The organism is Halobacillus sp. Cin3, from assembly GCF_947311855.1.
GTDB lineage: Bacteria > Bacillota > Bacilli > Bacillales > Halobacillaceae > Halobacillus > Halobacillus kuroshimensis.
The window spans coordinates 895,035-914,515 of record NZ_CAMZMV010000001.1 but is presented as its reverse complement, the minus strand read 5'-3'; the positions used below and the strand labels follow the sequence as shown (position 1 = coordinate 914,515).

Here is a 19,481-nt window from a genome sequence, read left to right as displayed (position 1 = left end):
AACCATTCTGCTCTAATAGATTACAAGTATATTATTATGTAAACTAAGGGTATAAAAAAAGCCCTCAGTTCTTCGCTGAAGGCTTCCTTGTTATAATCCTTTATACACAGGCCGGCCGACAGAGGAGTAATAAATAGGCAGATGTAAAGCTTGTTTGATTGCGTAACAATTTCTTCCATCAAAAATATTGGCTTCCTTCATAAGTGAAGGATAGCGGTCTGGAGGGAAGTCAACGATTTCTTTCCATTCTGTACATATGACGGCCAAATCAGCACCTGTCAACGCTTCTTCCATCGTTTCCGCCAGAGGGATCTGCCATATCCGCTTCCTGCTTTTACTAATAAGAGGATCATATCCAATGACCATTGCTCCTTCCGAGGTGAGGAGATTGATAACGTCCCGGGAGGGGGATAGACGCAGGTCATCTGTATTGGGCTTGAACGTTAAACCAAGCACAGCGGCTTTTTTTCCTTCTATAGACCCAAATCGATCGAGGATCTTTTGAATGAAAGCCCCCGGCTGTTTTCGATTGACTTCATGGATGGAGGAAAGCAGGGGGACGGGCAGTTTTTTCTGCTGGGCTGAATAAAGCAGAGCGGCTGTATCTTTAGGGAAACAAGAGCCACCGTAACCGATGCCGGCCCTTAGGAAACTTTCACCGATCCGTTTATCCATCCCCATTCCTGCAGCCACTATCGTGATATCGGCGCCTTCAGCTTCACATAAGGACGCCATCTCATTGATAAAGCTGATTTTAGCGGCCAGAAAGGCGTTGGATGAATATTTGATCATTTCTGCTGTCTGTGGATCTGTATGAAGGACCGGGGCAGGGAGGCTCTCATAAATATGCTCAACGAAGGCAGCTGCACAAGGATCGGTTGAACCGATGACAATACGGTCACCGTAAAAAAAATCGTTGACAGCTGATCCCTCTCTTAAAAATTCAGGGTTGGAAACCACTTGGACGGACTGCCCGGTCGTTCGGTCCAGCTGATCTTTAATATCTGCATGAGTACCAGCAGGAACCGTACTTTTGATGATGAGGACTGTATTTCTTTGAATGAATGGAGCTATATCGTGGGCGGCGGCATGAAGGTAAGATAAATCAGCACTCCCGTCTTTGCGTGGAGGTGTCCCGACAGCAATGAAAACCGCTTCTGCATCCTGGACAGCTTCTTCCGGACTCGTCGTATAGGAAAGGCTGCCGGCGGCTGTGCATGTTTCGTGGAGCTCCTGTAACCCCGGCTCGAAAAGAGGGAGGTCCCCCCGGCTGATCTGGTCAATCTTAGATTCATCAACATCCATACAGGTGACATGATGCCCGCAGGAAGCCAGGCAGATTCCTGTAACTAGTCCCACGTACCCTGTTCCAATGACAGCCAGCTTATTCACATCATCATCTCCTTTTTACGCATGGGACAGCATCGGAACTTCTTCCAGGATGGTTTGATACTCCTGCAACAAGCCATAGAATACTGCATCCCAAGAACGGGTTAAGGCATATGCTCTGGCCTTTTCGCTCATGGCCTTCAATAAAAGCGGATTCTGCAGCAGGTGTGTGACTGCTGAAACGAAGCTGGAAGGATCATCTGGTGTACAGGCCCAGCCTGTTTTCCCGTGCTGGACAATTTCCTTGACGCCCCCGGAATCTGCTACAACGGCCGGTGTTCCGGATGCCAGAGCCTCCAGCACGACATTTCCGAATGTCTCCGTCGCAGAGGGGAAAACGAGCAGAGCGGATTCTGAATAGATCCGGCTCAGATCCATCCCACCTTTGTAACCGGTAAAGGTCATGTTGGACGGTGCTTCCTGTTGAAGCGTTTGATATAAAGGCCCTTCTCCGACTATCATCCAATGAATATATGGCTGCCATTCTGAAGGGAGAGCGGCAGCTGTTTTCATGAGAATGTCCAATCCCTTCTCAGGAGCCAGCCGGCCGACATACGTTAAGATGAAGGGCTCAGTGGCCCCGAATGTGTCTTGCAGGTAAGTAGAGTGTGGCCATGGGTGGAAATGGTCACTGTCCACTCCTCTTGACCAGATGCGCACATTGGTTAATCCTTTCTTAAGCAGCTCGTCCCTCGTCTCCATGGACGGGACGAAAATCCGTTTGAAAGGCTTGTGAAACCACCGCATATACTTCCAGATCAAGGGGGTTAAGCAGGACATTTTGTAAAAGTCAAGGTACTTGTGAAAATGTGTATGGTACGACGCGACCAAAGGGATGTTCAGTTTCCGGGCATAATGATGACCTGTCCACCCCATATTGAACGGTGTCGCAACGTGAATGATGTCTGGTTTGAACTGTTCCAGTTCCATTCGGATATGGGACAGACGGGGAAGGGCCAGACGGCATTCCGGATATAACCAGAAAGGAAGACTTTTAAAGCGGTGGATATTCTCGTTATAATCACAGGTTTCAAGGGGGTTCGGTGCGAATAGGCGGTAGGATATCTGCTTTGTTTCCAGGAAATCTGTCCATTTCTTCAGCGTTTTGGCAACACCATTGATTTGAGGTGCGTAGGTATCGGTGAAGATGGCGACTTTCATGATTTTCCCCCTCCATGTTTTTCACGCATGTCTACTGGTATTTATTTATTCGCCTGAAAAAATGATTATGCGGGGGAGGCGGATATCGAGGTGAACTTTACACAGCGTTCATAATGTACATTTGAAAACAGCAAAAAACCTGCCTGGGCAGGTTTGACCATACGTATAGGAGGATGGTTGTCGGTTTCCGCTGCTTTCCCGGGGCATGGGTAAAGTAGAAAGATTTATGCGGATTTTTTAGAGATGGACTGCTGGCTTACCGCTTTTAAGAGAATCATTTTGTCCTTGTTTGTCAAACGCGTCCAAATACCAACTTTGATTTTCATTGGTTTTCCTCCTCAGGGGTTTGAATGGATTTGGGGACAAGTGCCGAACGGAGAGAACCGATTTGTTAGTACTTAGCATATACCGTCATTTCACCGGTTTTAAACCACAAAAATATCTACATAATTCGATGGATGTTTCTGTTACAGAAAGGTAAACAGGTGGTTTTGTCGAATAGACAGGCAGAGGGAAGGAAAAATTCTGTTATTCTATCTGATTCATGAACATTTTGTAAAAAATAAATGAGGTGTTTTTTTGATTTTTTATGAAATACAAGCTGAAAAAGGGTTTCCCACCAAAACCGGAGAGCTGGTCCGGAGGATGAATCACGTCTGGTCGGTCACGATGAAAGAGGTCCGTGATCTGACTGTGAAAGAATTGGATCAAAGGGAGGAAGGGGGGGGATTCCACCGGAGCTCTTCACCTCCATACGGCGGCCGGAGAATATGTCCGTCAAGTGATCAGTTTTGAACATCGAGACGTGAATGAAGAGGAGGGACTGCGGTGGGGAGATGCCCTGGTGCTCGGAAGAAGAGCTGCGGAGTCCATCCATTCAGCCCCCGTTTCATTATATATTAAACAATTGAAAGGCGTCCGCAGAAGGACATTGGAAAGGTTTGAAGAGAGGGGATGAGTGGCTTTATGAACAGAGGTTAAATCCGCGCGCTGGTAAGAAAAAACAAATCCATTCATGAGGAAAGGAACATACATATGCTTCGATTTATCGACGGACATCACGACACGCTGCTGGAATTGAATGATGGATCTGACGCTTTCTTTACGGGACTCCCGTCTGCTCATCTGGACTTTACCCGTGGGAAAAAAGCAGGTTTTGCGGCCGGTTTCTTTGCGGTTTTTGCTCCCAATCCAATATCAGATCCTGATCCCAGCATTGTACATACAGAGGCAGGTTATATGAAATCTCTGCCTCCAATACTTTCACGGGAATATGCGCTTGCTGCTACTACCAGGTCTATGGCCCGTTTTTCCCAATTGGAAGAATTGTCAAAGGGAACCTTCAAAACCATACGGACGATTGCAGATTTGAAGAAAGCCGTTGATGGGGACTGGATGGGAGGGATTCTCCACATGGAAGGCGCAGAGGCGTTGGATGACGATCTTGATTTGCTATATGTGTTTTACAAGGCAGGGCTGCGGTCCATCGGGCCCGTCTGGAGCAGGTCGAACCAGTTTGGGGAAGGCGTTCCTTACGGATACCCTTCTTCTCCTGATACCGGCCCGGGACTGACACCTGAAGGGAAAGAACTTGTCCGAAAGTGCAGTGAACTGGGAATCATGGTTGACCTTTCTCATTTAAATGAGCGGGGATTCTGGGATGTGGCAGCGATTTCCGATAAACCCTTGGTGGCTACACATGCCAACGTTCACAGGATCTGCCCGGTATCGAGAAACTTAACAGATCCTCAAATCGATAAGATAGGGCAGTCCGCTGGTCTGATAGGGATTACGTACAGCATTGATCCGAATATGGTAACGCCAAGTGCCGAAGGGGACCCTGGGGCATCCCTGGAGGATATTGCTGATCATATCGATTATGTCAGAAATCGGATTGGTGTAGACCATGTTGCTCTGGGATCAGATTTTGACGGTACGATGGTGCCGGATGCTATGAAGGATGTCACAGGGGTTCCTATGCTTTTAAGTGTTCTTGAGCAAAGAGGGTGGAAGAAGAGCGAACTGGAGAAGCTCACTTATAAAAACTGGATCAGGGTGTTGGAGCAGACATGGAAAGAATAATAAAAGCCTCCGGGTTGATCCCGGAGGCTTTTATTTAAGAACGGTGTTTTTGATAAGTAAGAGGTTTTGTCACCGACTGTATCTTCCTGTACGTTTCATCTGTTAGAGCAGGAGCAGTCCTGTATGTCAGGCTGTCAGCCAATTGGCCAGTCGTCCGGGCGCCAAAAACGGCGGAGGCCACTGCAGGGTGGTGGAGGACATACTGAAGGGCGAGCGCTTCAGCGTTTTTATCTGAATCTGTAAAGGAAGGCCACTCTTCAGCGATGGCGAGCACTTCATCCCTGCTGTATTCCAAATACCCGTCTTCTGCTTTCGAGGCGGCTTTCTCACGCCCTTGGCTTGAGAGCATGCCTTTGGCTAATGGACCGCGGGCTAATACGCTGATGTCATGTTCAGCAAGATAATCGAGAAGCTCCTCCGGGCGCCTGTCCAAGGCGTTGTACTGCATCATTATGCTTACGATATTCGACTTTTCCACGTATTGTTTGATGACATTCGGGCGGATGGATGATATTCCGTAGGCGCGTACCAATCCTTCGTCGACGAGTTCATCAAAAGCCTGAATACTTTCATCTACAGGGTCTTCAATCGTCCCCCCGTGAAGCTGATATAAATCGATATAATCCACACCAAGCCGTTTCAGACTGCTCTTCACCCCTTCTTTGATGTGTTTTTTAGAAGGGTCCCATGTCCAGCCTTCTTCACCGGGGGTGAATTTATTCCCGACCTTTGAACCAATGATCACGTCATCACGGCGGCCTTTAACCGCCTGACCTACGATTTCTTCATTTTGTCCGTAGTCGTACAAGTCAGCGGTGTCCAGATAATTAATGCCGGAGTCCAGAGCCTCGTGGACGATGTTTTCTGCTTTAGCGTAGTCGGTTCCGAGGGACATGCATCCCAGCCCGATTTCTGATACGTATAAATCTGAATTTCCAAGGCGTCGTTTCTTCATATAATCATCCTTTCCTGTATAGTTTATCGTAATATTCATTGTAGACGCTACTCCTGTGATAGAATGGCGGTAGATAATCAGAGAGGATGAAAACGATGAAAAAATTCGAAGAGAAAACCTACCAGACCGAAACTATCTATACAGGTAAAATTGTCCAGCTTGATGTAGACAGTGTTACTTTACCCGATGGTCATACATCTAAACGGGAGCTCATCAGACATCCGGGAGCAGTAGCTGTTATCGCGACGACCCAAGAAGGGAAACTCGTCCTTGTGGAACAGTATCGAAAAGCGATGGAGAAAAGCATCGTTGAAATTCCTGCCGGCAAACTGGAACCTGGAGAGGAACCGAAAGCATGCGCCATGAGAGAGCTTGAGGAGGAAACCGGTTATACAACCGAAGATTTGGAACTGGTCACCTCCTTCTACACATCCCCGGGTTTTGCAGATGAGCTCGTCTATGTTTATTTCACAGATCATATCAAGCCGATGGATATCCAGCCGGACGGGGATGAAGACGAATTTGTAGAAGTGATGGAACTGACTTTGGACGAAGCCGTCCAGCTGGAGAAGGACCAGCGAATTCATGATGCGAAAACAGCCTACGCCCTCCTATATCTGCAGCTGAAGCAGAAATGAAGGATTACTTCGCAGATTTACATATCCATATCGGGCGCGACTGGAACGGCGGTCCTGTGAAAATTACCGGATCCAAGAAGCTTACCCTGACGAGCGTGGTTGAAGAAGCTTCCCATTCCAAAGGACTGGATATAGTAGGAGTTATTGATGCCCAGTCTCCTGCTGTCCAGGATGAAATTCAATCCCATTTAATGAACGGTCAAGCAGTTGAGCTTCAGGATGGGGGCATTCAATACAAGCATACGGTTTTGATTCTTGGAGCAGAAATTGAAGTATATGATGCTTCTTGTTCAGGTCCTGTGCATCTGCTCTGTTATTTTCCGTATTTGAGGGACATGGTTCGTTTTTCAAGCTGGCTTTCCAACAAAATGAAAAATATCTCCCTGAGCTCCCAGCGTTTCTACGGTACAGCCCGTGAGCTCCAGTCGTATGTCAGGGAGCATGGAGGGCTGTTTATCCCGGCCCATATCTTCACCCCATTTAAAAGTCTCTATGGCAGGGGAGTGCGTACGTCATTAATAGAAGTATTGGACAGTACCGCCATTGATGCTGTAGAACTCGGGTTGAGTGCGGATACGGAGATGGCTTCGCATATCTATGAACTTCAGCCTTATACGTATGTAACCAATTCAGACGCCCATTCTACGGCCAATATGGCAAGGGAATACCAAACCATCCAGATGGAAACCCCTTCATTTGAAGAACTGCGTCTGGCTCTGCACAACCTTAGAGGGAGGAAAGTGAAGGCCAACTATGGTATGAATCCGAGAATGGGCAAATACTTTCAGACGGTGTGTGCCGCCTGTCTGCAGCAACAGTCTGCTGGTCAGGAAAGCCGCTGCCCTTCCTGCGGGAAAGGAAAATGGGTCAAAGGGGTGTCCGATCGAATCCGTGAGTTGTCAGACAAGCGCCAGGAGCGGGAAAGGCCGCCATATGTTCCACAGGTGCCGCTCCATACCCTTCCAGGAATCGGCCCGAAAACCTATCAAAAGCTGATAGAAGCGTTCCAAAATGAGATGAATATCATTCATCATACAGCAGAACAGGACCTGGGCGGTATTCTGCCCGAATCAACCATTCAAAAAATTATGGACATGAGGCAGGGACGGCTTTCTATCACCAAAGGAGGGGGAGGTAAGTACGGGAGGATCCGCTAGCTTTTTCAGGTCTACTTTTTCACCTTTTCTCATAGATTGGTCATAGACCAGGTAGGAGAAAGGATGAGGGATAATGCACCAGGGCATGCGGATGGTTAAAAATGATGTACAGTCGCATATGAATATTTTCGTATTCATTTTTGTGTTGTTTCTTATGGGGATCATTTTCGGGGCTGTCATCGTAAATAGTATGAACTTTGTACAAAAACAAGATCTCTTTTTCTATTTGAAGCAGTTTTTTGAGCAGCAGGCTTCGTCTCCGGGAACGGGGAAAGCTGTTTTATGGAAGGACAGCGTCCTTTACCATGTAAAGTATATGCTGCTGTTGTTTTTGCTGGGCATTTCCGTCATCGGTATGCCTGTCATTACTGTGCTGCTATTTATTAAAGGACTGGTGCTCGGCTTTTCCGTCGGCTTTCTTGTCAACCAGATGGGATGGTACGGTCTGCTGATTTCCACCGTTTCCATAGCACCTCAGAATTTGATTATCATTCCCGTTTACCTGATTGCCGGCTCTCTTGCCTTGATATTCTCACTTACCCTCTGTAAGCAGCTTTTTATAAGAAGGGTGCACCAGCCTCTGATGAAGGGATTCGTCCGGTACAGTGGATTGTTCGGCGCATTGATGGCTGTGTTGATGGTATCTTCCGTCGTTGAGGTTTTTATTTCGAATTCCATTTTGGAACTGGTTTTAAAGTGGCTTTACGAATGAATGAATCCATCTCTAGATAATAACGATTATCATTAACAGATTAAAATGATTATAATTTGACACTCGTTCTGTCTCTGATTATAATGAGAATGGTAAGACGAGGGAGGGACGAACGATATGGAACATCGTATTGAAAAGATAAAGAAGCAGCTGCATTCCCAAAGTTATAAGCTTACACCACAGCGGGAAGCAACTGTACGGGTTTTACTGGAAAACGAAGAAGATCATTTAAGTGCGGAAGATGTTTACCTCCTCGTAAAAGAGAAAGCACCTGAAATTGGTCTTGCTACCGTATATCGTACACTTGAACTTTTATCAGAATTGAAAGTTGTCGACAAAATCAATTTTGGAGACGGCGTTTCCCGTTATGATCTTAGAAAAGAAGGGGCCGAACATTTCCACCACCATCTCGTCTGCATCGAATGTGGATCCGTGGAGGAAATTGAGGAAGACCTTCTACTTGATGTTGAAAAAATAGTTGAAAGTCAGTGGGGATTTGAAGTGAAGGATCACCGTTTGACCTTTCACGGCATCTGCCGGGTCTGTCAAAAGCAGGCGGTCGCTGCTTCATCTGCGGAAGAAAATAAAAAGTGAACGCCGGAGGCCGCTATGCAGAATCATAGTGGCTTTTTTTATAGAGGGACCGGGCAGATGGTAAGCATCTGCTCGTTTTTATTTACAAATGAAGAAAAATCGTGTACGTTAATGCTAGATGGACTTGTGTTCTAGATACGGATTCTTTCACCTCCGCCGCGTATATTTTGAGCCGTTTCCGGCATATCCTTGAATAAAGGACAGCGGTGGGGGTGATGGAGTGGGCCGGCTTCGGCATAGTTTAAGAGATTTAGTCAAAGTCCTCTTAGTTTTTACTGTCTGCACGTTCGTATTTTATATGGCATTGAGAATGGTTCATGGAGAATACGAAAGGCAGCATCGATATGATCCTCCAGGAGGGTCAGCCGTGAAGGTGTCCAGTTCTCAAGATTCTGATTGGGCCGATCGTCTATCGATATTTTTTCGATTAGGAGAGTAGGTGGAAGATGCAGTATGCTCTTGAAGATTTTTATCACTATTTAACGGTGGAGCGCGGACTTTCACCTAACACAATACAATCCTATAAAAGGGATCTTACGCAGTACACGGCGTTTATGCAGGAAAAAGAACAGATCAAATCGTGGGATGTGGTGACGAGGGCACATATTATGCAATACCTCCACCACTTGAATGATCAGGGGAGATCTCCGGCTACAACGGCACGTTTCCTGTCTTCCATCCGTCTTTTTCATCAGTTTTTGATCAGGGAGAAAAAGACAGAGCATGACCCGAGCCTACATATAGAAACACCGAAAAAGGAACGCCGGCTTCCTAAAGTTCTATCCTCGGATGACGTGGATAAACTTTTGAACATCCATGCCAGGGATCCACTTTCCTCCAGGAATAAAGCGATGTTTGAAATGCTTTATGCCACAGGCCTCCGTGTAACGGAACTGGTGTCTCTGAAGGTCAGTGACCTCCATTTGACGATGGGATTTGTCCGCTGCCTTGGCAAAGGGTCCAAAGAACGGATCATCCCACTTGGGGATATGGCGAAGGAAGCCGTGGAAAATTATTTGGATACAGGCCGCGGGGCGCTGGTCAAACAGAAAAACACGGAAGAATTATTTGTGAATCATCATGGAAATAAGCTGTCCAGACAAGGTTTTTGGAAGATTCTGAAAGCGGTTGCTCGGGAGATGGGGGTGGAGAAAGAACTGACTCCACACACGCTCCGCCATTCGTTTGCCACTCATCTGCTTGAGAATGGAGCGGATTTAAGAGCGGTACAGGAGATGCTGGGACATGCGGATATTTCCACCACACAGATTTACACGCACGTCTCAAAAACAAGGTTGAAAGATGTTTACCGCTCGTATCATCCGCGAGCGTAAACTTTTTTTGCTTTACAGATGTCTGACATCCTACATCTCTGGAAAAAGGGTAGTTTCAGACGAATTTGGGAAATTAAAAACAGGAGGGATCGTTGATGAATTCATTTAAACGCGTATTTTTGATTGTAATGGACTCTGTAGGGATCGGGGAAGCCCCGGATGCAGAAAAGTTTGGTGATAAGGGAGCAGATACGCTCGGCCATATCGCCGACCACATGAACGGCTTGAACATGCCGCATATGGGAGAGCTCGGATTGAGCAATATCAGAAGGATTCAGGGAATTGAACAAGCTTCTGCACCTAAGGCGCATTATACGACTATGGTGGAGGCCTCCAATGGGAAGGATACGATGACCGGTCACTGGGAGATTATGGGGCTGTACATCGACCAGCCGTTCCGCACCTTCCCCGATGGTTTTCCTGACGAACTGCTGGATCAAATCAAGGAAAAGACAGGTAGAGGCATCGTAGGAAATAAGCCGGCCTCAGGAACAGAAATCATTAAAGAGCTTGGCGAACACCATATGGAAACCGGGGATTTAATTATTTATACTTCGGCTGATTCTGTTCTTCAAATTGCTGCCCATGAAGATGTTGTTCCACCCGAAGAACTGTTTGAAATCTGTGAATTCTGCAGGGAGATTACCAAGGATGAAAAGTATATGGTCGGCCGCGTAATTGCCCGGCCGTTTGTTGGCGAGCCCGGCGCTTTTGAACGGACGTCCAACCGTCACGATTATGCTTTGAAACCATTCGGTCGCACAGTCATGAACGAAATGGCAGATGCAGGTCTTGACGTTGTAGCCCTTGGTAAAATTTCCGACATCTATGATGGAGAAGGTGTGACAGAAGCGGTTCGAACGAAGGACAACATGGACGGAATGGACCAGTTAGTGAAATCCATGGATAAAGATTTCCGAGGCATGAGCTTTTTGAACCTCGTTGATTTTGATGCCAAGTACGGCCACCGTCGTGATCCTCAAGGATATGGGGAAGCTTTGGAAGCTTATGATGAGCGCCTTCCAGAAGTATTGGAAAAGATGGAAGACGATGATTTGTTAATCATTACTGCTGATCACGGCAATGACCCGGTCCACCATGGTACAGATCACACGCGTGAACTCGTTCCCCTTGTCGTTTACCATAAAGGTATCGATCAAGGGAAAGAACTGGAGCAGCGCCGGACGTTCGCAGATATCGGGGCCACAATTTCCGATAACTTCGACATTCAAATGCCTGAGCATGGACGGAGTTTCTTAAAGGATATCCAATAGGAGGGGTATGATTATGAATCAATCGCAAGTAAAAGAAGCATCTCAATTTATTAAACAGCAGCTCACCGGACAGCCTGGGGTAGGTCTGATTTTAGGATCCGGCCTGGGGGTTTTAGCGGAAGAAATCCAAAACCCTACAGCCATCCCTTATTCCGAAATTCCTCATTTTCCGGAATCGACGGTTTCGGGTCATAAAGGGCAGCTCGTCATCGGAGAGCTTGAAGGACAGCAGGTCATTGCCATGCAGGGCCGCTTCCACTATTACGAAGGCTATACAATGAAGCAGGTTACCTTCCCTGTACGCGTGATGAAGGAGCTTGGTGTTGACACTCTATTCGTCACAAATGCTGCCGGCGGCATCAATACTTCCTTTGAGCCTGGAAACTTGATGGTGATTACCGATCATATCAATAACATGGGTGACAGCCCGTTGATTGGACCGAATGATGATGAACTGGGAGCTCGTTTCCCGGACATGTCTGAAGCTTATGACCGGGAGCTGGTTGCTCATGCAGAAAAAGCTGCAGAGAAGTTAAACCTTGGCATCCAAAAAGGTGTGTACGTCGGTAACACGGGTCCTGCCTATGAAACGGGAGCGGAAATCCGTATGCTTCGTACACTTGGTGGAGATGCTGTAGGAATGTCCACGGTTCCGGAGGTCATGGTTGCCAACCACGCAGGTATGAAAGTTCTCGGCATTTCCTGCATTTCAAACATGGCTGCTGGTATTCTTGACCAGCCGCTTACCCATGATGAAGTGATTGAAACGACAGCACAGGTTCGTGAAGATTTTCTCGGTTTCGTTAAGGAACTGCTCCGTACACTTTCTGTTTGACGCGTTTGGAATGAAGCAGCTAAGGTGGTGGCTGTTCAGTCACCGCCTGAAATTCTTAGTAAAAGCAAAGGGTGATAGGATATGAGAATGTATGATGTAATTGTTAAAAAGCGTGACGGCGGGGAACTTACAAAGGAAGAAATACAGTTTTTTGTGGAAGGGTATACAAAAGGAGACATTCCTGATTACCAGGCATCCGCCCTTACGATGGCCATCTATTTCCAGGGCATGACACAGGAAGAAACGGCAACGTTGACGAAAGCGATGGTGGACTCTGGTGAAACGATCGACCTTTCGGAAATTGATGGGAAAAAAGTGGATAAGCACTCGACAGGCGGTGTTGGTGACAAAGTCACCTTTATTGTAGGGCCTCTCGTTGCATCCATTGGTATTCCAGTTGCGAAAATGTCCGGGCGCGGCCTCGGTCATACAGGCGGGACACTGGACAAGCTGGAATCTGTTAAAGGCCTTGAAATTGAGATGAGCAAAGAGAAGTTCATCGAGAATGTCAACAAATTCAAGCTCGCGGTTGCAGGACAGACGGGCAATCTGGCACCAGCTGATAAGAAGCTTTATGCACTGAGGGACGTAACTGGAACGGTCAACTCCCTGCCTCTCATCGCCGGTTCGATTATGAGTAAGAAGATTGCATCCGGGGCAGACAGCATCGTTTTGGATGTAAAAACAGGAACGGGTGCCTTCATGAAGACACTGGAGGATTCCGAAGCTCTTGCGCGTGAAATGGTGAATATCGGTAATAACCTGGGAAGAAAAACCGTAGCAGTGATCAGTGACATGAATCAGCCGCTCGGTTATGAAGTTGGAAATGCGAACGAGATTAAGGAAGCGGCGGAAATTTTACAGGGAAGCCCTGTGGAAGACCTTCGTACACTATCCTTGGAAATCGCTTCCCATATGGCTGTCCTGGCTGAAAAATTCCCTAGTTACGAGGATGCATATGAAGCGTTGGAAGCCAATATTGAAAACGGCAAGGCGTTCCAATCCCTGCGCAACCTTATTGAAGCACAGGGGGGAGATGTATCTATGATCGACGACCTCTCCAAACTTCCGCAGGCGAAGTATCAAGTAGAAGTAAAAGCAGACAAAGATGGATTCGTCTCAGCTATTAACGCCGAATCCATTGGCGTCGCCGCTATGTACCTCGGTGCAGGTCGTGCGACAAAGGATGATGAAATCAACCATGGCGTCGGGATTACGATGAAGAAAAAGATCGGAGATTCGGTAAAAGCCGGAGAACCTCTCGTCGTTCTTCTAAGTGATGATGAACAGCCGGAAGATTCGATCCAGAAGGTACAGCAGGCGTATACAATTTCAAACGAAAAGGTGGAAAAACCTACGTTGATCCACAACATCATTAAATAAACCGGAAGACGGAGTCCTTAGGGCTCCGTCTTTTTTTTATGGTGATGATCATAAAACACATGCGGCAAAGAGATTTGTATAGAAGATCATGGAAAGGGAAAGCTAGGGACACTTACAGCTATATGGGAGGTTTAGGGAATGAGAAAATTAATAGGTGTCATCCTGGCTATATGTTTATCCGCCGCTGTCCTTCCGGCGGGCATATCAGCGGAGGAAAAGGCGTCATTGGATATTGTGAACTCAGCAAAATCGGCTGTGCTGATGGAAAAAAACAGCGGGCGGACACTTTTTGATAAGGATGCAGATAAAAAGCTGCCTCCAGCAAGCATGACAAAGGTCATGACGCTTTTGTTGATCATGGAGGAACTGGAAAAGGGCGGTATCACGTTGGACGAAATGGTCCGCGTCAGTGAACATGCCGCTTCCATGGGAGGGTCGCAGATTTTCCTTGAAGCGGGTGAGGAGATGACAGTGGAAGACCTTCTCAAAGGGATTGCCGTAGCTTCAGGTAATGATGCCAGCGTAGCAATGGCTGAACGAATTGCGGGTAGTGAAAAAGAATTTGTAGCGATGATGAACGAAAAAGCAGAGTCGCTCGGTTTAAAAAACACCCATTTTGAAAATCCGACGGGACTCCCGGCTGAAAACCACCTGAGTACCGCCCGTGATATGGCTGTTATGGCCCGTGAACTACTTCTGCATGATGAAGTAACCACCTATACAAAGATTTATGATGATTATTTGCGTAAAGGACAGGATAATGAATTTTGGCTGGTGAATACGAACAAGCTCATCAAAACCTATCCCGGGATGGATGGTTTGAAAACAGGCTACACGTCCGAAGCAAAATACTGCCTGACCGCATCCGCCCAGCGGAATGATATGCATATGATTGCGGTCGTGATGGGGGCGGCCACTCCGAAAGAACGCAATGCTGATGTCTCCAGTCTGCTGGACTATGGCTTTTCCCAGTTTGAAGGTGTCAAACTTTATTCCAAGGACGATCCCATGACAACGTTGAACCTGACAAGGGGAGAGCCTCGTCAAGCGGTATTGAAACCGGAAAAAGATGTTGTTGTCCTGAAGAAGAAAAATGATAAAAAGACGGATTATGAAACAGAGTTGAAGATCGACGACAGTCGAAGTCTTCCCTATGAAAAAGGGGCGCACATGGGATGGGTCGTTGTAAAAAATGATGGTGAGGAAGTCGCCAAAGTACGTCTGGAGACTTCAGAGCCAGTGGAAGAAGCAGGGTTTTTCCAGTTGTGGGAACGGTCCTGGAGGAATTTGACGAGCTTTCAGAGGTTTTAGCACTTTCCCACTAGTATTGTTCCAGGGCAGGAAATGACTCAGAAAAGGACGAAAAGACTTAGGGACTCTTAAATGTCAGAGGAGGAATTCACTTGAGTCTTCAAAGTCAATTCGCTGTCAGGGAAAATGTTTTAATCGTACGTTTAAATGGGGAACTCGATCATCATGAGACAGGATACTTGAGGGAAGCCTGGCAGAAACATCTGGAAAATGAAGCGGTAGAACATGTGATCGTCAATTTAGAAAAACTTTCCTTTATGGACAGTTCCGGCCTTGGTGTCATGCTTGGTCGTTATAAAGAAGTACAGGCTAAAGGGAATGTTATGGTCGTTTGTTCCGTATCCCCTGAAGTTACACGCTTGTTTGACATGTCCGGTCTATTCAAAATAATACAGCTGATGGAAAATGAAGCCGTTGCACTGGAAAGTCTGGGGGTGGCATCATGCGGAATGAAATGACCCTTGAGTTTCTAAGTATCAGCGCCAACGAATCTCTGGCCAGGGTTTCCGTCGCTTCCTTCATCAGTCAGCTCAACCCGACGATGGAGGAACTGACGGATATTAAAACCGTTGTATCCGAAGCGGTTACCAATGCAATTATTCATGGCTATGAAGAAAAGAATGACGAAAAAATTGTTCTTACCTGTGCCATTGATGGTGAAGAAATCGAATTGATTATTAAGGACCATGGAAGCGGTATTGATAATATCGATCTTGCCAAGGAGCCCTTATATACCTCCAAGCCGGAATGGGAGCGTTCCGGTATGGGATTTACAATTATGGAGAACTTTATGGATCAAGTGGATATCACATCTGAGCCCGGGGTCGGGACGACCATCCGTATGACCAAGCAGCTGACGTCCACCCGTGCGCTCTGTAATTGAGGCTGCGCCTATGGGAGATGCCACTAAAGAACGTCTGTCGGATAAAGATGTAAAGGCATTGATTAAGAAAAGTCAGGCAGGAGATCAAGAGGCCAGGGATTTTCTTGTTGAAAAGAATACCAGGCTTGTTTGGTCGGTTGTACAACGCTATCTGCGCCGGGGGTATGACCAGGATGATCTTTATCAAATCGGCTGCATCGGTCTTTTGAAGTCCATTGACAAATTTGATCTTAGTTATGATGTGCGTTTTTCTACGTACGCCGTTCCTATGATTATTGGTGAAATTCAACGGTTTATCAGGGATGACGGCAGTGTCAAGGTGAGCCGCAGCCTGAAGGAACTGAATCATAAAGTCCGGGCAAAAAAAGAAGAGCTTTTAAAGGAATATGGCCGGTCGCCAACCGTCAATGAACTGGCTGAGGCCCTCGGCATGTCCAAGGAGGAAATTGTCCAGGCAGAAGATGTCGGGCGGGCACCTCAGTCCATTTATGAAACCGTTTATGAAAATGAAGGAGATCCCATTACCCTTGTCGATCAGATCGCTGAGGAGGATGACAGCTGGTTTGATCAGCTTACACTGCAGGATGTGATGAGCCGGCTGGATAAACGAGAGCGTCTCATCATTTATCTCAGGTATTACAAAGACCAAACACAAACAGAAGTTGCTGAAAGGCTTGGAATATCACAGGTCCAGGTATCCCGGCTGGAGAAAAAGATTCTGGCGGATATGAAAGCTACCATGAATGATACGAGTTAAACGACTGCGCCTGCTGAAGGTGCAGTTTTTTTATTGGTCACATGCTGCAGGGAGAAGTGGATGGCGTATGTTTTTTGCTGCACCACGCATAATAAACGTATCTAACCATTACAGGGGGCGCAAAAGATGGCAGCACCTGTCTATATTCGTCTGAAACAGTCCATTTACGTTCAACCTCAGGCTGAAATTCGTCTTAAGGATACGGCTGGAATCGCAGGGGCTGAACAGCAGATCGCCCCTTTGAAGGAACTCGTTCTGCATGCCGTGACACCCGAGGACCAGAACATTGTCGTCATTGACGCGTTCATGATTGTGGAGCAGATCCTTCACCAACAGCCTGGTACAGAAGTCCAATTGATCGGACCATCCTGCTGTGTTGTCCATGTAGAGAAACACGGGAAGGAACCGAATCCCATACTGATCAGTGCTATTTGGATTTTATTATTTATTGGAGCCGCCATGGCCATTATGAATTTCCATTTCGATGTCAGCATGCAGTCTGTGCAGCAGAAGCTGCACCTGATGCTGACAGGCCGGGAAGCCGAATATCCATTATGGATACAAATTCCTTATTCGATCGGACTGGGAATCGGTATGATCTTATTTTTTAACCATTGGTTCCAGAAAAGGTTCAATGAAGAACCAAGTCCCATGGAAGTGGAGATCTTTAACTACCAGGAGGATCTGGATCATTATGTAGCCATTAAAGAAAATAAGGTGGAAAAAAAGGATGTGGATCGTTGAAATCTTAATCGGGTTGGCTTCAGGGATTGCCGTCGGAACAGGATTTGTAGCATTCCTGACTGTTCTTGGCATTGTACCACGGCTCATGCAGTTAAGTCATTCGGAATCAAAATTGAGGCATTACGAATGGGCGGTCATCACCGGTGTGTTTTTCGGGATATATTTGTCATTTGGCAGCTTTCCTCTTCAGATGACATGGTGGGGTCTCGGCGTGTGGGGACTGTTTCATGGCATCTTCATTGGCATGCTTGCAGCGGCTCTCACAGAAGTATTGAATGTTTTTCCGCTGCTTTTTAAAAGGATAGGAGTCGATGGTTATCTCTTTACGCTATTAATGGCGCTGGTACTTGGGAAAATCGCAGGTTCGCTGTTTCAATGGATCATTTTTGTCAGATAATCCGCAAATTGGAGGGATATGAATGGATAAGCAGCCTTTGAATGAGCAGAATTTTGAAAATGCCGTTAAATCCTATCAACCGAAGCCGCCTTATGTAATGAACTGCATAAAAGCATTCATCGTAGGCGGCCTCATCTGTGTGTTTGGAGAATTGTTATCACAAATGTATATACATTGGTTTGACTACAATGAGGAAAATGCAATGAACCCTACCGTGGCCACCCTTATTCTCTTGGCGGCGCTCGCGACAGGTTTTGGTGTTTACGACAAGCTGGGGCAGTTTGCCGGGGCTGGATCGGCAGTGCCGGTGACTGGTTTTGCCAACTCGATTACGAGTGCGGCCCTTGAACATAAATCGGAAGGCCTTGTTCTCGGGGTGGCGACCAACCTGTTTAAACTTGCCGGGTCGGTCATTGTCTTCGGTGTAGTGGCTGCTTATGTTCTGGGGATTTTTCGATATCTTTGGTCACTTATATTCTAGGAGGAAACAGGAATGGGTAAAGCTGGAAAGCATACATGGACATTTTCTAATCAAGTTTATATACAGGCTTCAGGTACAGCTGTCGGGCCGATGGAAGGGGAAGGACCTCTCGGGTCAACGTACGATGTGATTCATGAGGAACTCCATTGTGGAGAATCCAACTGGGAGCTGGCGGAAAGGAAGTTGATGTTTGATGCGGTATACGCGTGTCTGCAAAAAGCAGGAGTCGATCAGTCCGCCATCGATCTGTTTCTTGCGGGTGATCTTCTCAATCAAAACGTGACCGGAAATTACGTGGCCCGCCAGCTTGGAATTCCCGTTCTCGGAATGTTCGGTGCCTGCTCGACGAGCATGGAGACCCTGGCCTCAGGCGCCGCTCTCGTCGACAGCGGGTTTGCAGATCAGGCTTTAGTAGCTGTCAGTTCTCATAATTGTACAGCCGAACGCCAATTTCGTTATCCGACGGAATATGGGGGGCAGAAGCCGAAAACAGCGACGTATACGGTAACCGGAAGCGGTGCCGCTCTTCTTTCCAGGACTCCTTCTCCTGTTCAAGTTGAAGCGGCAACAATCGGAAGAGTGATGGATTATAACATCAAGGATCCTTTCGATATGGGATCCGCTATGGCTCCGGCGGCTTGGGATACGATTAAAACCCACCTGGAGGATATGGGGAGAATGCCTTCGGATTATGATGTGATAGCCACGGGGGATTTGTCATCTGTAGGTTCACCGATTTTCAGAGATATGATGAAACAGGATGGGTACGACCTTAGTGAAGTCCATAAAGACTGTGGCATGCTTGTCTATCACAGCGATCAGCCTGTATTTGCCGGGGGGAGCGGCTGTGCCTGTTCCGCTGTGGTTACGTATGGAAAACTGATACAGGATTTGATGGAAGGAAAATATAACAAGGTGCTCGTCGCAGCCACCGGAGCTTTGATGAGTCCAATGATGATTCAACAGAAGGAATCGATTCCAGGTATAGCGCATGCTGTCGTATTAAAGCGCGGGGAGGGAGCCTCATGACCTTTTTATGGGCTTTTATCGTAGGGGGAGGGATCTGTGTCATCGGTCAGATCCTGCTGGATGTATTCAAACTGACACCTGCGCACGTGATGTCCTCATTTGTTGTGGCGGGGGCGGTTCTCGACGCTTTCGACATTTATGATAAACTCATTGAATTTGCAGGGGCTGGGGCTACGGTGCCGATTACAAGCTTTGGACATTCCCTTCTGCACGGAGCGATGGAACAGTCGGAAAAGCATGGGTTCATCGGGATAGCCGTCGGTATTTTCGAACTAACGTCTGCAGGAATTGCCTCTGCCATTTTGTTTGGCTTTATCGTTGCTGTGTTTTTTAAACCGAAAGGATAATGATGCCTCAAGGAGTGA

Annotated in this window: 22 protein-coding genes; 19 read left to right on the top strand and 3 right to left on the bottom strand. The window is 47.0% G+C overall.

From position 1 onward, the window contains the following. Positions 1-90: 90 nt before the first annotated feature. Both QMA39_RS04955 and QMA39_RS04950 read right to left on the bottom strand, forming a co-directional pair. Entirely contained in the window at positions 91-1,392 is a 1,302-nt protein-coding gene (locus QMA39_RS04955; RefSeq protein ID WP_281658096.1) for a UDP-glucose/GDP-mannose dehydrogenase family protein, read from the bottom strand. Between the two features lie 15 nt (positions 1,393-1,407). Beyond that, entirely contained in the window at positions 1,408-2,550 is a 1,143-nt protein-coding gene (locus QMA39_RS04950; protein ID WP_281658095.1) for a glycosyltransferase family 1 protein, read from the bottom strand. A gap of 1,035 nt (positions 2,551-3,585) precedes the next feature. On the opposite strand from QMA39_RS04950, the gene QMA39_RS04945 reads away from it, so the two are divergent. After that, entirely contained in the window at positions 3,586-4,632 is a 1,047-nt protein-coding gene (locus QMA39_RS04945) for a membrane dipeptidase (protein WP_281658094.1), read from the top strand. A 34-nt stretch (positions 4,633-4,666) separates the two neighbouring features. Here the strand turns inward: QMA39_RS04945 and QMA39_RS04940 are convergent, their stop codons facing one another. Continuing rightward, positions 4,667-5,587, bottom strand: a complete 921-nt coding sequence (locus QMA39_RS04940; RefSeq protein WP_281658378.1) for an aldo/keto reductase — start codon at positions 5,585-5,587, stop codon at positions 4,667-4,669. A gap of 95 nt (positions 5,588-5,682) precedes the next feature. Here QMA39_RS04940 and QMA39_RS04935 point away from each other — a divergent pair, with 95 nt between their 5' ends. The 18 genes from QMA39_RS04935 (at position 5,683) to spoVAE (ending at position 19,463) form a co-directional block, all read left to right on the top strand. After that, entirely contained in the window at positions 5,683-6,225 is a 543-nt protein-coding gene (locus tag QMA39_RS04935; RefSeq protein WP_281658093.1) for an NUDIX hydrolase, read from the top strand. Next, the gene (locus QMA39_RS04930; RefSeq protein ID WP_281658092.1) at positions 6,222-7,382 is read left to right on the top strand and encodes an endonuclease Q family protein; all 1,161 of its coding nucleotides are present in this window, start codon (positions 6,222-6,224) and stop codon (positions 7,380-7,382) included. The genes QMA39_RS04935 and QMA39_RS04930 overlap by 4 nt, the downstream gene beginning before the upstream one ends. Before the next feature lie 73 nt (positions 7,383-7,455). After that, a complete protein-coding gene (spoIIM, locus tag QMA39_RS04925) occupies positions 7,456-8,094 on the top strand; it encodes a stage II sporulation protein M (RefSeq protein ID WP_027954490.1) in 639 nt (212 codons plus the stop codon). A gap of 117 nt (positions 8,095-8,211) precedes the next feature. Beyond that, positions 8,212-8,688, top strand: coding sequence for a Fur family transcriptional regulator (locus QMA39_RS04920; protein ID WP_027954489.1), 477 nt, complete (start codon positions 8,212-8,214; stop codon positions 8,686-8,688). A 220-nt stretch (positions 8,689-8,908) separates the two neighbouring features. Next, complete coding sequence (locus QMA39_RS04915) at positions 8,909-9,127, top strand: DUF4227 family protein (protein WP_084163029.1); 219 nt, start codon at positions 8,909-8,911, stop codon at positions 9,125-9,127. 7 nt (positions 9,128-9,134) lie between these two features. Continuing rightward, positions 9,135-10,022 (top strand): site-specific tyrosine recombinase XerD, encoded by an 888-nt coding sequence (gene xerD / locus QMA39_RS04910; protein WP_027954488.1) that lies wholly within the window; start codon positions 9,135-9,137, stop codon positions 10,020-10,022. Positions 10,023-10,117: 95 nt separating this feature from the next. After that, complete coding sequence (deoB, locus tag QMA39_RS04905) at positions 10,118-11,296, top strand: phosphopentomutase (RefSeq protein WP_281658091.1); 1,179 nt, start codon at positions 10,118-10,120, stop codon at positions 11,294-11,296. A 13-nt stretch (positions 11,297-11,309) separates the two neighbouring features. Then, positions 11,310-12,131, top strand: a complete 822-nt coding sequence (locus tag QMA39_RS04900) for a purine-nucleoside phosphorylase (protein WP_027954486.1) — start codon at positions 11,310-11,312, stop codon at positions 12,129-12,131. An 81-nt stretch (positions 12,132-12,212) separates the two neighbouring features. Further along, positions 12,213-13,514 (top strand): pyrimidine-nucleoside phosphorylase, encoded by a 1,302-nt coding sequence (locus QMA39_RS04895; RefSeq protein WP_281658090.1) that lies wholly within the window; start codon positions 12,213-12,215, stop codon positions 13,512-13,514. Between the two features lie 138 nt (positions 13,515-13,652). Continuing rightward, positions 13,653-14,825 carry a D-alanyl-D-alanine carboxypeptidase family protein gene (locus QMA39_RS04890; RefSeq protein ID WP_281658089.1) on the top strand — a complete coding sequence of 391 codons (1,173 nt, stop codon included), beginning with the start codon at positions 13,653-13,655 and terminating at the stop codon, positions 14,823-14,825. Between the two features lie 92 nt (positions 14,826-14,917). Next, positions 14,918-15,283, top strand: a complete 366-nt coding sequence (spoIIAA, locus tag QMA39_RS04885) for an anti-sigma F factor antagonist (protein WP_027954483.1) — start codon at positions 14,918-14,920, stop codon at positions 15,281-15,283. After that, positions 15,268-15,708: an anti-sigma F factor gene (gene spoIIAB / locus QMA39_RS04880; RefSeq protein ID WP_027954482.1), complete on the top strand. Its 441-nt coding sequence runs from the start codon at positions 15,268-15,270 to the stop codon at positions 15,706-15,708. The genes spoIIAA and spoIIAB overlap by 16 nt, the downstream gene beginning before the upstream one ends. Before the next feature lie 10 nt (positions 15,709-15,718). Then, positions 15,719-16,465, top strand: coding sequence for an RNA polymerase sporulation sigma factor SigF (gene sigF / locus QMA39_RS04875; protein WP_206932848.1), 747 nt, complete (start codon positions 15,719-15,721; stop codon positions 16,463-16,465). Positions 16,466-16,591: 126 nt separating this feature from the next. Beyond that, complete coding sequence (locus QMA39_RS04870; RefSeq protein ID WP_281658088.1) at positions 16,592-17,209, top strand: stage V sporulation protein AA; 618 nt, start codon at positions 16,592-16,594, stop codon at positions 17,207-17,209. Then, positions 17,196-17,606, top strand: coding sequence for a stage V sporulation protein AB (locus QMA39_RS04865; RefSeq protein WP_027954479.1), 411 nt, complete (start codon positions 17,196-17,198; stop codon positions 17,604-17,606). The genes QMA39_RS04870 and QMA39_RS04865 overlap by 14 nt, the downstream gene beginning before the upstream one ends. A gap of 22 nt (positions 17,607-17,628) precedes the next feature. After that, positions 17,629-18,087, top strand: a complete 459-nt coding sequence (gene spoVAC, locus QMA39_RS04860) for a stage V sporulation protein AC (RefSeq protein ID WP_206932846.1) — start codon at positions 17,629-17,631, stop codon at positions 18,085-18,087. A 12-nt stretch (positions 18,088-18,099) separates the two neighbouring features. After that, the gene (gene spoVAD / locus QMA39_RS04855; RefSeq protein ID WP_027954477.1) at positions 18,100-19,116 is read left to right on the top strand and encodes a stage V sporulation protein AD; all 1,017 of its coding nucleotides are present in this window, start codon (positions 18,100-18,102) and stop codon (positions 19,114-19,116) included. Then, on the top strand, positions 19,113-19,463 hold the full coding sequence (gene spoVAE / locus QMA39_RS04850; protein WP_027954476.1) for a stage V sporulation protein AE: 351 nt from the start codon (positions 19,113-19,115) through the stop codon (positions 19,461-19,463). The genes spoVAD and spoVAE overlap by 4 nt, the downstream gene beginning before the upstream one ends. Positions 19,464-19,481 lie beyond the last annotated feature (18 nt).

What these genes read in the sequence shown, in the direction of transcription:
- spoIIAB (WP_027954482.1), top strand. Translation starts at nt 15,268, where the DNA reads ATGCGGAATGAAATGACCCTTGAGTTTCTAAGTATCAGCGCCAACGAA.
- QMA39_RS04895 (WP_281658090.1), top strand. Translation starts at nt 12,213, where the DNA reads ATGAGAATGTATGATGTAATTGTTAAAAAGCGTGACGGCGGGGAACTT.
- sigF (WP_206932848.1), top strand. Translation starts at nt 15,719, where the DNA reads ATGGGAGATGCCACTAAAGAACGTCTGTCGGATAAAGATGTAAAGGCA.
- QMA39_RS04920 (WP_027954489.1), top strand. Translation starts at nt 8,212, where the DNA reads ATGGAACATCGTATTGAAAAGATAAAGAAGCAGCTGCATTCCCAAAGT.
- spoVAD (WP_027954477.1), top strand. Translation starts at nt 18,100, where the DNA reads ATGGGTAAAGCTGGAAAGCATACATGGACATTTTCTAATCAAGTTTAT.
- QMA39_RS04865 (WP_027954479.1), top strand. Translation starts at nt 17,196, where the DNA reads ATGTGGATCGTTGAAATCTTAATCGGGTTGGCTTCAGGGATTGCCGTC.
- QMA39_RS04930 (WP_281658092.1), top strand. Translation starts at nt 6,222, where the DNA reads ATGAAGGATTACTTCGCAGATTTACATATCCATATCGGGCGCGACTGG.
- spoVAE (WP_027954476.1), top strand. Translation starts at nt 19,113, where the DNA reads ATGACCTTTTTATGGGCTTTTATCGTAGGGGGAGGGATCTGTGTCATC.
- QMA39_RS04940 (WP_281658378.1), bottom strand. Translation starts at nt 5,587, where the DNA reads ATGAAGAAACGACGCCTTGGAAATTCAGATTTATACGTATCAGAAATC.
- QMA39_RS04945 (WP_281658094.1), top strand. Translation starts at nt 3,586, where the DNA reads ATGCTTCGATTTATCGACGGACATCACGACACGCTGCTGGAATTGAAT.
- spoVAC (WP_206932846.1), top strand. Translation starts at nt 17,629, where the DNA reads ATGGATAAGCAGCCTTTGAATGAGCAGAATTTTGAAAATGCCGTTAAA.
- QMA39_RS04935 (WP_281658093.1), top strand. Translation starts at nt 5,683, where the DNA reads ATGAAAAAATTCGAAGAGAAAACCTACCAGACCGAAACTATCTATACA.
- QMA39_RS04890 (WP_281658089.1), top strand. Translation starts at nt 13,653, where the DNA reads ATGAGAAAATTAATAGGTGTCATCCTGGCTATATGTTTATCCGCCGCT.
- xerD (WP_027954488.1), top strand. Translation starts at nt 9,135, where the DNA reads ATGCAGTATGCTCTTGAAGATTTTTATCACTATTTAACGGTGGAGCGC.
- deoB (WP_281658091.1), top strand. Translation starts at nt 10,118, where the DNA reads ATGAATTCATTTAAACGCGTATTTTTGATTGTAATGGACTCTGTAGGG.
- QMA39_RS04870 (WP_281658088.1), top strand. Translation starts at nt 16,592, where the DNA reads ATGGCAGCACCTGTCTATATTCGTCTGAAACAGTCCATTTACGTTCAA.
- spoIIM (WP_027954490.1), top strand. Translation starts at nt 7,456, where the DNA reads ATGCACCAGGGCATGCGGATGGTTAAAAATGATGTACAGTCGCATATG.
- QMA39_RS04900 (WP_027954486.1), top strand. Translation starts at nt 11,310, where the DNA reads ATGAATCAATCGCAAGTAAAAGAAGCATCTCAATTTATTAAACAGCAG.
- QMA39_RS04950 (WP_281658095.1), bottom strand. Translation starts at nt 2,550, where the DNA reads ATGAAAGTCGCCATCTTCACCGATACCTACGCACCTCAAATCAATGGT.